Source organism: Bradyrhizobium macuxiense, from assembly GCF_007993935.1.
Classification (GTDB): domain Bacteria; phylum Pseudomonadota; class Alphaproteobacteria; order Rhizobiales; family Xanthobacteraceae; genus Bradyrhizobium; species Bradyrhizobium macuxiense_A.
Map to the genome: position 1 here is coordinate 163,593 of NZ_VITY01000017.1, position 12,275 is coordinate 175,867.

10 protein-coding genes and 1 tRNA gene are annotated in these 12,275 nt (G+C 59.3%); 7 read left to right on the forward strand and 4 right to left on the reverse strand.

Going from position 1 to position 12,275, the window contains the following annotated elements:
• Window positions 1-115: 115 nt before the first annotated feature.
• On the forward strand, window positions 116-940 hold the full coding sequence (gene cysQ, locus FBZ93_RS34665; RefSeq protein ID WP_146991900.1) for a 3'(2'),5'-bisphosphate nucleotidase CysQ: 825 nt from the start codon (window positions 116-118) through the stop codon (window positions 938-940).
• Window positions 941-1,030: 90 nt separating this feature from the next.
• Here the strand turns inward: cysQ and FBZ93_RS34670 are convergent, their stop codons facing one another.
• The gene (locus FBZ93_RS34670; protein WP_146991901.1) at window positions 1,031-1,495 is read right to left on the reverse strand and encodes a YHS domain-containing (seleno)protein; all 465 of its coding nucleotides are present in this window, start codon (window positions 1,493-1,495) and stop codon (window positions 1,031-1,033) included.
• 153 nt (window positions 1,496-1,648) lie between these two features.
• On the opposite strand from FBZ93_RS34670, the gene FBZ93_RS34675 reads away from it, so the two are divergent.
• The 3 genes from FBZ93_RS34675 to FBZ93_RS34685 all read left to right on the forward strand — a co-directional run bounded on the left by FBZ93_RS34675 (window position 1,649) and on the right by FBZ93_RS34685 (window position 3,894).
• The gene (locus FBZ93_RS34675; protein ID WP_050420523.1) at window positions 1,649-2,254 is read left to right on the forward strand and encodes a DUF1134 domain-containing protein; all 606 of its coding nucleotides are present in this window, start codon (window positions 1,649-1,651) and stop codon (window positions 2,252-2,254) included.
• Between the two features lie 143 nt (window positions 2,255-2,397).
• Window positions 2,398-3,705: a hypothetical protein gene (locus FBZ93_RS34680; protein ID WP_146991902.1), complete on the forward strand. Its 1,308-nt coding sequence runs from the start codon at window positions 2,398-2,400 to the stop codon at window positions 3,703-3,705.
• Between the two features lie 114 nt (window positions 3,706-3,819).
• Window positions 3,820-3,894 (forward strand) — tRNA-Val (locus FBZ93_RS34685).
• Between the two features lie 424 nt (window positions 3,895-4,318).
• Here FBZ93_RS34685 and aspA read toward each other — a convergent pair.
• From aspA to FBZ93_RS34700, 3 genes are all read right to left on the reverse strand, one after another.
• Window positions 4,319-5,758, reverse strand: coding sequence for an aspartate ammonia-lyase (gene aspA / locus FBZ93_RS34690; protein WP_146991903.1), 1,440 nt, complete (start codon window positions 5,756-5,758; stop codon window positions 4,319-4,321).
• Window positions 5,759-5,937: 179 nt separating this feature from the next.
• Entirely contained in the window at window positions 5,938-7,323 is a 1,386-nt protein-coding gene (locus FBZ93_RS34695; RefSeq protein ID WP_146991904.1) for an MFS transporter, read from the reverse strand.
• A 102-nt stretch (window positions 7,324-7,425) separates the two neighbouring features.
• Window positions 7,426-8,754, reverse strand: coding sequence for an amidohydrolase (locus FBZ93_RS34700; RefSeq protein WP_167529350.1), 1,329 nt, complete (start codon window positions 8,752-8,754; stop codon window positions 7,426-7,428).
• A 146-nt stretch (window positions 8,755-8,900) separates the two neighbouring features.
• On the opposite strand from FBZ93_RS34700, the gene FBZ93_RS34705 reads away from it, so the two are divergent.
• The 3 genes from FBZ93_RS34705 (at window position 8,901) to FBZ93_RS34715 (ending at window position 12,203) form a co-directional block, all read left to right on the forward strand.
• Window positions 8,901-10,184, forward strand: coding sequence for a hypothetical protein (locus FBZ93_RS34705; RefSeq protein ID WP_146991906.1), 1,284 nt, complete (start codon window positions 8,901-8,903; stop codon window positions 10,182-10,184).
• A 476-nt stretch (window positions 10,185-10,660) separates the two neighbouring features.
• Window positions 10,661-10,966 (forward strand): helix-turn-helix domain-containing protein, encoded by a 306-nt coding sequence (locus FBZ93_RS34710; protein ID WP_146991907.1) that lies wholly within the window; start codon window positions 10,661-10,663, stop codon window positions 10,964-10,966.
• Window positions 10,959-12,203, forward strand: a complete 1,245-nt coding sequence (locus FBZ93_RS34715; protein WP_146991908.1) for a type II toxin-antitoxin system HipA family toxin — start codon at window positions 10,959-10,961, stop codon at window positions 12,201-12,203. The genes FBZ93_RS34710 and FBZ93_RS34715 overlap by 8 nt, the downstream gene beginning before the upstream one ends.
• Window positions 12,204-12,275: the final 72 nt, after the last annotated feature.

Sequence of the window (12,275 nt, forward strand, 5' to 3'; positions counted from 1 at the left end):
GTGCGAATCACGCATGCCTGTCGGCTTGATACACCGGGCAGACGGATGCTGCCAGCTTGCGGCGGGGCTGGCATCATGATCTCAGGGGAAGACGAACAGGATATGAGAGCCGCCCATGAATAAGGCACAATCGCCCACCGTCGACTGCGACAAGGCCGCCACGCTGCTCGAATCACTGACCGAGCTCGTGATCCGCGCCGGCGAGGCGATTCTTGCGGTCAACCGTTCCGCCATGAATGTGACCGGCAAGAGCGACGGCTCGCCGGTCACCGAGGCCGATCTCGCCGCCGACCATATCATCGTCGAAGGGCTGACGCGGCTGGCGCCGCATGTATCGCTGCTGTCGGAGGAGCGCGTCCACCTGGCAACGCCGCCCTACAAGGACAGTTTCTTCCTGATCGATCCGCTCGACGGCACCAAGGAGTTCGTCGCCGGCCGCAACGAGTTCACCGTCAATGTGGCGTTGGTCACGCACGGCGTGCCGCTGCTCGGCATCGTCGGTGCGCCGGCGCTCGGATTGATCTGGCGCGGCATCGTCGGCAAGGGCGCGGAACGATTGACGTTGCAGGGCGGCACGGCTTCGCAGGCGGTGGCGATCAGGACCCGTCCCTGCCCGCCACGCGGCGCGCCCTGGACCGTTGCGGTGAGCCGTTCACATGGCGATGCGCGCACCGAAGCCTTCATCGACGAACGCAGTGGCGCGGTCCGCGCCGTGCTGGGCTCGGCCGTCAAGTTCGGCCGCGTCGCCGAGGGTGCGGTCGATATCTATCCCCGCCTCTCGCCCACGTCCGAATGGGACGTGGCGGCCGGTCACGCGGTGGTCGTTGCGGCCGGCGGCAAGGTGACCGATTCGCACGGGCACCCCCTGCATTTCGGGCTCGGCCGCGAGGATTTTCTGGTACCGGAATTCATTGCCTGGGGCGACCCCGCCGCAGCCTGAAGCATGATCCGGAAAAGTGCGAAGCGGTTTTCCCTCGCGACAAACGCGGAACGCGTTTGCGCGGAGATCATGCTCAAAACAAAGAGCTGACTACTGCGCGAGATCTTCTTCCAGCTCCGGCCAACGCGCCGCGGCTTCCTTGAGGAAGCGCGCGGGATCGGCGGCGAAGGCATCGCGGCTGCGTTCCCGGTTGAACAGATAGAGCCTGTTCCCAACGACCGCCCAGAATCGCGGATTGCCGGCGCAGGTCACGCCCCGCACCAGATCGGTCGGATCGTAGCCGCCGAACTGCGGACCATAGATTTCAGGATGCGCCACGAACGAAGCGCGGTTGCCTTCGTTGCGGAAGCGCCAGACCGCACCGCTTTCGGCGGCCTCGAATTCCGGCCGCCCTTGGGTGGCGGCGGCGTCGGTGAAATAGGCGACCGGATCGAATCCCTCGATCGCAAGGCCGGAGTAGCGGTTCGTCACCACGCGCTCGGTCGTGGTGGCCTGAACCGGCAAAGCAGGGCAGATGGCCGCCAAAATGCCCGCCAACAGGCCGAAAAACGCCATGCCCCGGCGTGATCCATATCTTTCCTGCCGTTGTGCCGTCATAGTTGATACCGATAACATCCGAGTCGAGGGGACACCGGGCGCAACCTAGAGCCGTGCCTGTTGGCATCAGGTTAAAGGGCAACGCCCGGATTTCGATAGCAGGGGTTCTTAATGACTTTCGCATCACGCCTTGCCGCGGTCGCGTTTGCCGCGCTGATGTGCTGGAGCGCAGGGGCGTCCGCGCAGCAGCCCCCACCACCGCAATATCCGCCGCCGCAGCGTGAACCGACCCCGTATACTTACGGGCCCGACGAACTGGTCGGCGCCGGCCACAAGTTCTTCGGCAACGTCTCGCGCGGGCTCGCCTCCGTGATCGAGCGCGCGGTCAGCCAATGGGGTCTGCCCAACGGTTATGTGCTCGGCGAGGAAGGCTCCGGCGCGTTCGTGGCCGGATTGCGCTATGGCGAAGGCACGCTCTACACCAAGAACGCTGGCGACCTCCGGGTCTACTGGCAGGGTCCTTCGGTCGGCTTCGACTGGGGCGGCGACGGCGCCCGCACCATGACGCTGGTCTACAACCTGCCTTCGACGCAGGCGATCTACCAGCGCTTCGTCGGCATCGACGGCTCCGCCTATATCGTCGGCGGCTTCGGCATGACGGCACTGACCGCCAACAACATCGTGCTGGTCCCGATTCGCTCCGGCATCGGCCTCAGGCTCGGCGCCAGCGTCGGCTATCTCAAATACACCCCACGCGCGACCTGGAACCCGTTCTAGGTCGCAAGCCCCCGGTTGGGTGATGCGCCAAGCGCGCCGGCACCGTTAGCGATTCACCTTAACGTGGCAAACGGGCTGGCCTTCGGCTGGCCCGCCGTGGCATTGTGATTAACAAATTCCTTCTTTCTTTGGAGTGACCCTTCATGATCGAGCCGATCATGTACGCGGCGATCGGTTTCCTGATCTCGATGCTGTGCGGCCTGATGATCGTGCCCCTGGTGCATAACCGGGCGGTGCGGCTGACCACGCGGCGGATGGAGGCGGCCACCCCGCTGTCGATGGCCGAAATCCAGGCCGACAAGGACCAGCTCCGCGCCGAATTCGCCATGTCGGCCCGCCGGCTCGAGATGAGCGTCGACCAGCTCAAAAGCAAGACCACGAGCCAGCTCGCCGAGCTCGGCAAGAAGACCGACGCGATCAACCGCATGAAGATCGAGCTGGGCGAGAAGAACGCCGCGATCTTCGCGATGGAGGCGCGCGAGAAGGCGATGAAGGAGCAGCTTCGCGCCACCGAGGAGGAGTTCGGCGCCAAGACCGAGCTGCTGCGCACCGCCGAGCAGGCGCTGACCGACAAGCAGGGCGAGCTTGGCAGGATCAACGCCGAGCTCAGCGACCGCTCGATGACCGCCGACAGCCGCCAGGTCGAACTGGTCGCGGTGCGGACCCAGGTAGAGGAGTTGAAGAACCGGGTCGGCGACGCCGCCAGGGAGTTCGCGGCCACCGAGGCCCGCCTCGCCCAGGAGCGCAGCCAGTCGGAAACCGTGACGCGCGATCTCACCGATGCGCGCGGCCGGGTCGAGAATCTGAGCCAGCGCGTCACCGACCTCGACCGCCAGTTGATCGTCCAGGTCAAGGAAGCCGAGATGCTCGGCAACCGCGTCAGCGACCTCGAGACGCGGCTTGCGACCCAGGGCAAGCTGCTCGCCGAGCGCGAATTTGAGAACGGCCAGCTCAAGCAGGCCAACGCCGCCGCCGAGCGGACGGTGCAGGAGCTGCGCGAGGAGATCGCCGCAGCAGGCGGCGGCAAATCGTCCGTGCTCGAGAAGCTGCGCCAGGAGAAGGCCGCAGTCGAGGAGCAACTGCGCACAGCCCGCGACGAACGCGGCAAGCTGCAGCGCGACATCAACGCGATCCAGCAGCAGGCCGAGAGCTCCTGGGCGACCGAGCGGATGGAGAACGCGCTGCTGCGCGAACGCATCAACGACATCGCGGCCGAGGTGGCCAAGCTCGCGATCCAGCTCGAGGGCCCCAATTCGGCGATCGAGGCCATGCTGGCGGCGGAGCCGACCGTGCCGGCCAAGATCGCCTCGCAGCCCGCCGCCAAGCCGGCCAACGGTGCCGCAAACGGCGTCTCGCCGGGCAGCGGGATGCCCGAAGGCGGCGGCACGCTCGCCGAACGCATCCGGGCGCTGCAGTCGCACGCCTCCCGCGCCCGTCAGCAGGGAGCCTGATTTACGCAGGGTTTGGCTTGACACCCCTACCCGGCACTTCGTAAATCGCACGCTCTGACGAAGCGCCACTTTTCGACCGGCCGCCGACCAGCGGCCTTTGGCACGTCATATCCCGGACGCATAGCTCAGCGGGAGAGCGTTCCCTTCACACGGGAGAGGTCCAAGGTTCGATCCCTTGTGCGTCCACCATTAGACCAATAAAATCAATAGCTTAAAAAATACTTTCCCTCTTGATGTGCCCCGAAATTAACGGGGCACAATGCGGGCACACGCATCACCTGCAAGAAATTCGCTGACAAAAACCTCCCAAGGCAGACGTCAAGCCCGGCTGATGCGAAAGGTGAGGAGAAAAGGGTGTTGCATAGCAATGGCTTGCGAGCGCTACGCGTTGGGGTTCACTCGCACGGAAATCCGGTAAGCACTGCGTAAGCGGTAAACACCCGTAGCTCAGCCTGAAAGGGCGTCGTGGGGCGAGCGCACGGTCGCGGCGGTAGCCGCCCGATCGGTCCACATGCGGGCTCGACTGGCGAAAGTTTGAGCGCCACGGGGGCATGATGCTCGCCCCAGCCCGGTCAAGCGTACCCTCCGCCCGCTCCGCTGTTCCAACGCCATTCTAGCTGGACGGATTTTCGTCCGCACCGCCTTGTACAGGCCCCGAGAACGATCGCGGACGGGTCAGCACCTCGGGCTCGAGGATATGATCAAGCTGTTCAGGGGTGAGCAGCTTCTTTGCCAACACCAAGTCGTAAACGCTTTGGCTTGTGATGAGTGCTTCTTGAGCTATCTTCGTCGCATTGGCGTAACCGATATATGGATTAAGCGCGGTGACTATTCCGATCGATCTTTCCACGCCTCGAAGCAGATGCTCGCGATTGGCGGTAATCCCATTCACGCACCTCGTAGCTAGCGCCAAGCAGCCTGACCGAAGGTGCGTGATGCTCTTGAACAGGCTGTGGGCGATGATCGGCTCAAAGGCATTCAGTTGCAGTTGACCGGCCTCAGCCGCAAAACTCACGGTGACGTCGTTTCCTATCACCTCAAAGGCAATCTGGTTGACGACCTCCGGTATGACCGGGTTGACCTTGCCCGGCATGATGCTGGAACCAGCCTGCATCGCTGGCAGGTTGATCTCGCCAAGTCCCACTCGAGGTCCCGAAGACAGCAGACGCAGATCGTTGCAGGTTTTCGAAAGCTTGATCGCTACCCGCTTCAGAACGCCGGAGAGCTGCACGAAACTGCCGCAGTCCTGGGTCGCCTCGATCAGGTTTGAAGCGGTCACGACCGGAATACCCGTCGTCGTCCGCAAATGCTGACAAACTAGACGAGCATAGTCCGGATGCGCATTGATGCCCGTGCCGATCGCAGTGGCGCCCATGTTAATCTCACAAACCAGAAGCACCGCTTCCTTCAGCCGCTGTTCGTCCTCTCCGACCATCACTGCATAGGTCGAAAACTCCTGCCCGAGAGTCATTGGAACGGCATCCTGCAACTGAGTGCGCCCCATTTTGACGATGCCCTTGAATTCCTCGGACTTCACCTCGAAAGCCTGACGCAAGGTCGCCATAGCCTCTACGAGCCGCATGATCCCGGAATAGGACGCAAGCTTGAGCGCCGTCGGATAGACGTCGTTCGTACTTTGGCTCATGTTTACGTGTTCGTTGGGATGCAGAAAATTATAGTCACCTTTAGCGCGCCCCAGCAATTCCAGTGCGCGGTTTGCGATGACTTCGTTGGCGTTCATGTTGGTTGACGTCCCGGCCCCGCCTTGGATGACGTCAACTACAAATTCCTTATTTAGATGGCCCGTCCTAATTTCGTCGGCGGCAGCGATGATGGCATCCGCACGCGTCTCATCCAGCAAACCTAGATGGCGGTTGGTCCGTGCGGCAGCTGACTTGATGGAAGCCAGCGCCGCAACTAGATCTGGATAGTTCGAGATTGGGGCTCCACTAATCGGAAAATTCTCCACCGCACGCAGAGTGTGGATGCCATAGTAGGCAGCCGCGGGAACGTCTCGCTCGCCCAAAAGATCATGCTCGCGTCGTCTGCTCATTCGGGCCTCTCGCTAAAATATTCGTGAATCTCTTGGTGAAAACGACGAGGAAACGTGCCCGCAGGGGTATTGTAGAACGTCACCTTGAAATCATGGGCAGATGCGGTCTTGGCACCTCCCCTCAGCGAATAAAGAGCCGCCGAGATTGCGCCGCAGAAGCCCTCCCGGCGGTAGCGTTCTCATGAAATCAGCTCGCTGTAGGAGCTATCCGACCTGGCGGCATGGTCAGCGCTGGGAGTTCCACTGCGCGAAAACTTGTCCACCGCACCCAAGCGCTGACCGAGAGCCAGCAGGGCGGTAATGCTGATGATGGACGTCGCAATCACGTAAAAGCTGGGCGCCATCTTGTTTTCGGTCGCGGCAATCATCCAGGTGACGATCAAAGGCGCGAATCCGCCGAAGAACGTGACTGAGAAGTTGTAGGTCAGTGCCAATCCGGTGCCGCGGGTGTTGGTCGGGAATATCTCCGAAAGCATTGCAGGTATCGGCCCAAGACACGCTGCGATCAGCAGACCGACCAATGCCTGCACCGCGAGCAGGGTGATCACCGTCGGCCACAGGGTCTGCATCAGAAAGAGCGGATACGAAGTGAGGCAAGCCATCAACACCGCAATCGACAGCACCCGAAGTCGGCCATAGCGATCCGACAGCGTGCCGAACAACGGCGCCGTCACCATCAAAACGACGCCGGTCACCAATGCGCCGACAAACGAAGAGGTCGCCGGAATATGCAATTGCGTCAAGGCATAAGTCGGCATGTACACCTTGTGAACGTAGTTGAACGCGGTAACTCCTGCGACGACGCCTATGCCGAGCAATAGATTCATGCGGTCACGTACCAGTACCGCGCTCAGCGGCGAGTTGTCTTGTTTGACAGCCGCGAGTTTTGTGAATTCTGGCGTCTCGTCTATCTGGCTGCGGATGTACAGACCAACCGGCCCCACCAGCAGGCCAACGCCGAAGGCGACCCGCCAGCCCCAATCGTTCACCTGACTCTCTGTCAGAGTGTAGCTGATAAGTGCGCTGACGCCGGCCGCAAGCACGGTCGCCAACCCTTGCGTTGACGATTGCCAGCTTGCGAAGAAGCCGCGTCGCTTGGAATCCGCATGCTCTACCATGAAGGCCGTTGCTGCGCCGAATTCGCCGCCGGTCGAAAAGCCCTGCAGCATACGTGCGACGATGATGGTCAGCGGTGATAGGATGCCGATCTGGAAATATGTCGGCGCGAAAACGATGATCGCCGTACCCGCCATCATAATCGCAATTGACATTGTTAGCGACGCCTTGCGCCCTGCCCGATCAGTATACGAGCCTAGGATAATCGCGCCCAGCGGGCGCATCACGAAGGAAATTCCGAATGTGCCAACGCTGAGCAACAGCGACGTCGTTTCGTCAGCCGTGGGAAAAAACTGTTTGCCGATGACCACAGCGAAATAGCCATAAATAAGCAGATCGTAAAATTCGAGCGCATTGCCGATGCTAGCCGCGCAAATTTCTTTCCAAGGGTTGCGCACCGTGGCGACAGACAAGGCGCCCCGGTCGGATGATTGAACTTGTGCTGACATCAGATATCTCTGGGGTTGTTGTCTGCCTTGCAGGACCGCAAGAGTAAACCGCGAATTCGAAGCCAAACGCATCAACACGCTCAAACTGATGCGTTCGCGCGTTCAATTGCGAGGACGCGCTCCACTGCCAGGCGCGCCTAGTAAGCAAGTGAGCCGCTCCAGGATTTCGAGTCCGATCGGGAGGGCATCCTCGTTAAAGTCGAAGCGAGGATTGTGGTGTATTGCGCTTAGTTCTGTACCAATGCCAAAATATACAGCCTTCCCGCCACGGCCTTGAACAGCTCGCATCATTTCGGCGGCGTCGTCGCTGCCTCTGAACTCAACGCAGTCCCGAATCGCCTTGACTTGTGGGACCTCGCGCGCCGCCTCATGGACGATTTTCGCCAACTCCGGGTCGCTGCTCGCCGCTCGCGATTCACCGACCAAGTCGGAGCGGCTAGTCACTTCATGCATCAATGCAGCGCCTGCAACAACTCGGGCCGCGGTATCTCTCAGGAATTGGAGAGTATCGGCATTGTCCGCGCGCAGTTCTATCGAGAGGTCAGCAGAACTCGGAACTGTGTTTCGCGAGTCTCCGCCGGATATGCGACCGACATTGACGCGCGTGTCCCCATCGCCATGGCGAGGAATAGCCATCAGATTCTGTGCGGCGACACATGCGGCGAGGACGGCATTGCGGCCATCATGCGGCGAGATCGCGGCGTGTGCACTCTTACCCGTGAAATTGACGTCTAATTTGATGCTGCCAAGAATATCTTTGTAGCCCGTGATGACTTCTCCGACACTAAGAGCCTGCACGCCGAGATGGCAGCCTACGAAGTAATCTACGCCGTCGAGAACGCCAGCCGCGACCATAGCCTTCGCGCCCCTCAACCCCTCCTCTGCCGGTTGAAATATCAAACGTATCTCACCAGCCAGTTCGTGGCGAATGCGAGCGAGGGTCCGCGCAAGACCAAGGCCCATCGACGTATGACCATCATGCCCGCAATTGTGGTGAAAGCCCTCGTGGATAGAACTGAAGCCCTCACGGACTGGCCGGTGGTCGCGACTCGTCGCCTCACCTCCATTGTTGGCATCAAGATCAAACCGGAACGCGATGACCGGTCCGGCCGCTCCACCATTTAGAGTGCCAACAACGCCGGTGAATCCATCTCGGAGCTTTTCGGCCGTGACGGGATCCGCCCCATGATCCAACGCCCGGTTAAGAAAAAAATCGAGAGTGCGTTGCGGAGGGAGGCCCATTCGAGCGTCCCGCGAAATGACGTCAGCACCGCAACGAACCTGCCATCCCGATTCCTGCAAGACTTTCACGACCTTGCTGGCCGTGAAGACCTCGCACCAGCCGGGCTCTGCTAAACGATGGAGCTCGCGCCTGTCTGCCACGAGCTGCGTCTTGGAACGCGCCCCCCGTTCAGAAACATCGCATCCCATTGGCATCTCTCCGAAACAACTGACGTGCTATATTTCGGTCCTATTAAGGTCATTCGGAGCGCTTGAGTCAATAAAAATTACGGTCATATTACGGCCATGGGCCCCATGACATTTCCTCAAGGCCATGTCAGCGAAGGAAAGCTGCTTTGATTGGCGTTGTTGGACCTGACGATACTGTCGCGATGATCGAGCGGGTCGCGGAGGAAATCGGACTAAATTCGATCCTGGTAGTGGCGAAATATAAGTCGCCACGCGAGACCGCGGAGCTTGTTCGCGCGCTTCAGCCAGTCTGTCCGGTCATCCTTTTCAGCGGGCGCCTTCCATATCGACTCGCCATTTCTGCGGGCTTCGCGCCGGACAATCTCGATTATATTCCGCACGAAGGGACAGATCTATTTCGCGCGCTCGCGCTTGTAGCGTTGGGTAAAGGATATACTGGTCAATTTCCCAAGTTCAGTTTCGATTGCATGGCAGAGCGCGACGTCAGCGAAGCCTACGACGAGCTACGATTGTCGGACGATTATCACGTCATTCCACTCGAGATCGATAGCGACTCAAGCGAGATCAACCTTGACCGCATTATCTCCACCCATCGCTCATTACTTGAACAAGGCAAAATTGAGCACTGTTTCACATGCATTAGGAGCGTCTTCGAAACTCTTTCAGCGTCCAGACTTCCGGTTTTCCGAATAAATCATGCCCGTATCTCAGTGCGACAGGCGCTTCTGAGGGCTCAGCTTCGCCACGAATTGGTTCAGGCCGAGGCGTCACAAGTTGCGATATGCGTGCTGTCACAGCGCTCGGCTTCGAACACACGTGGGAAGCACTCGACCAAGCGACTTTCGAAGGCGGCCGGGTTATGTTCGGACTTGCTTGGCGGCCGCATCGTTAAGATCGATTTGAATGAAGCACTTTGGATAACGACAAGAGGTGCGATAGATCGCCACTTGAAAGCGCTCCCCTTATCAAGCGTATCCGTGCGTGATCCCGCTTTCATTTTGGGCATCGGTATCGGACCAAATGCCGATCAGGCGGAAGCTTTTGCAAGGCAGGCGCAGCAGCGAACTAGCAGTCCAGCCACTCGATATTTTCAAATCCAGCAAACCGCCTTCATTGTTGAAAAAATGGACCCGAACGAAGCTCGCGAAGAGAGACAAAGCGACCTGAAAGCCGCGCGTAATCTGCAAGTTTCGCCTGCTGTCATTCGTCGGCTGGGAGTCGTGTTCCAAGAGTTGGATCCAAACGGCTTTACCTCCGCGGAACTTGCAAAAAGCTATAGCATCCAACCGCGGAGTGCCCGGCGGCTCCTGACACTTTTGAAAGACCGTGGATTCGTTGAGGAGTGCGGTTTAGGCGCGCGCCATCGCGCCGGCCGCCCAGAACTCATTTATCGCATTTTCCTGGATCGGATGCTGTTTCCGATCCGATGATCCCGTGATCCTTCCCAATACAGGGTCGATTATGTGCGATTGAAACGCAACCGCGGTTAAGGACGATCGCTTTCCGCAGTCTGATGACCAGAACATCGCGGAAAACGATGCGCGCACGCCGAACGGCGCCGCTACACAAGCAAAATGCACGGACCCTTACGAGCGCAGCAGCGCACTCTATTTTGAAGGCAAGCCGGCTTCGACGATATGCTGGTAGAGATGACCGACTCTAGCGACAGCTTCCATCGCTGAGGCGACGTGTCGCGCGCGCGTACTCCGGCGCCCAAATGCGGCTGTGGGCTCACGCTCTCGCGGTTTGAGCGCGATGCCGGTGCTGAGAAGCCAGACGCGAGGATGGAAGGTTTAGATATCATATTTCCAAAAAAGATAGCTTTACCTATCAATAGGTTTGACCTACTTGGCGCAGAATGATATATAAACCGATCTTTTAGTATTAAAAGATAGGAAAACCCATCATGAAATCCCTTGATGCGATACGTGATTTGGGAAAGATCCTGCAGGATGCCAGGAGGCAGGCAAAGCTCACGCAAGAGCAGGTCGCCGAGCGTGCAGGCATTTCCCGGCCTAGCTATCGCGATATCGAGAACGGCGGAGCGGCGGCTCGCGCGACTACACTCATCAATATCGCTCGCGCGCTCGGTATGGAGTTGATGCTGATCCCGCAAGCCATGGTGCCTGCAGTGCAAGCGCTGCTCCGCCCTTCTGCAGACGACGACCACCCGGCATTCACCATTGAACCTGACGATAATGATCATGCCTAAAATCAGTGCCCCTAACGAGATTCAATCGTTGGACGTATTCCTGCACGACCTCAAAGTAGGCACGATCGTCCGAACTCCTGGTGACTTCAACGCTTTCAGCCTCGAAACGGAATACCGAAAGCTCGGAAAGCCGCCCATAGTGAGCCTGTCTTTCAGGTCCGCAAACGGAGGACTCCGCAACGATCCAAAACCGACATTGCACGCGCTCCCCGCATTCTTTGCGAACATGCTACCCGAAGAACGGCTCCGCGAAGCAATGGAGAAACACCACGCTGGAAAAGTCCGTCCCGGGAACGATTTTGATCTGCTAGCGGCACTCGGCGGCGATCTGCCTGGTGCAGTGCGCGTGTTGCCAACTGACGGAAGCGCCACATCCCCTCCTCCAGGCGCCGCAGGAGCCATCCAGGCCCGCTTCTCTCTGGCCGGTGTACAAATGAAGCTCTCGGTAATGAAAAACACAGGCAAGGAGGGGGGACTGACATTGCGCATCGGCGATGGACAGGGCCAATACATCGCAAAATTCCCATCAACCAATCACATAGGACTGTCGGAGAATGAATTTGCGATGCTCGCTCTCTCCGAGGCGCTGGGAATGGAGGTGCCCGAACGCGAGCTAGTCGACAAGTCCGATTTCGAGGGGATTCCCGAAGAATTCAACACCCTCTCCACCGGCAAGGTGCTCCTCGTCAAACGCTTTGACCGGGGCGCTAAAGGTACACGCATTCACATTGAAGACTTCGCTCAAATTTTCGGCCTCCCGCCTTCCCGGAAATACGACGGAGCTTCGTATCACGATATCGCCAATGCATTGAACGTAGCGGTGTCGATGGAGGCTGCGATAGAGTTCGTACGTCGCCTCGCATTTACCGCGCTCATTGGAAATGGCGACATGCATCTCAAGAATTGGTCGACGATATATCCTGGCGACGGACTGACCCCTGCGCTTGCCCCTGTATATGACGTATTGTCCTCGGTCCCATATCTTCCAAAAGACCAGATGGCGCTCTCCCTGGGTGGCGAGAAGCCATTTAAGGCACTTACTCCGATCGTTTGGCGCAAGTTCAGCAACCGCGCGCGACTTCCGGAAAAGGCCGTACTACTGGCCGTAGAAGAGGTTGTAGCCTCAGTAAACGCGCATTGGTGGAAACTCCCCGAGCGCGGGGTCGTGCCGACTTCCGTGCTTCAGCGAATAGACGATCACGTCCGTATGATGAGCAATGTCCTGAATCCTGACTGACTGTAGGCCTGGTCGGCGCGTTTCACGCCCCCCGGACTCGGCCACAAAGGGCTTCTCCAGTGCCCCCGCCAC

Coding starts and splice junctions, on each gene's coding strand:
- FBZ93_RS34670 (WP_146991901.1), bottom strand. CDS start 1,495: ATGGCGTTTTTCGGCCTGTTGGCGGGCATTTTGGCGGCCATCTGCCCT.
- FBZ93_RS34680 (WP_146991902.1), top strand. CDS start 2,398: ATGATCGAGCCGATCATGTACGCGGCGATCGGTTTCCTGATCTCGATG.
- FBZ93_RS34715 (WP_146991908.1), top strand. CDS start 10,959: ATGCCTAAAATCAGTGCCCCTAACGAGATTCAATCGTTGGACGTATTC.
- aspA (WP_146991903.1), bottom strand. CDS start 5,758: ATGAGCAGACGACGCGAGCATGATCTTTTGGGCGAGCGAGACGTTCCC.
- cysQ (WP_146991900.1), top strand. CDS start 116: ATGAATAAGGCACAATCGCCCACCGTCGACTGCGACAAGGCCGCCACG.
- FBZ93_RS34700 (WP_167529350.1), bottom strand. CDS start 8,754: ATGGGATGCGATGTTTCTGAACGGGGGGCGCGTTCCAAGACGCAGCTC.
- FBZ93_RS34695 (WP_146991904.1), bottom strand. CDS start 7,323: ATGTCAGCACAAGTTCAATCATCCGACCGGGGCGCCTTGTCTGTCGCC.
- FBZ93_RS34710 (WP_146991907.1), top strand. CDS start 10,661: ATGAAATCCCTTGATGCGATACGTGATTTGGGAAAGATCCTGCAGGAT.
- FBZ93_RS34675 (WP_050420523.1), top strand. CDS start 1,649: ATGACTTTCGCATCACGCCTTGCCGCGGTCGCGTTTGCCGCGCTGATG.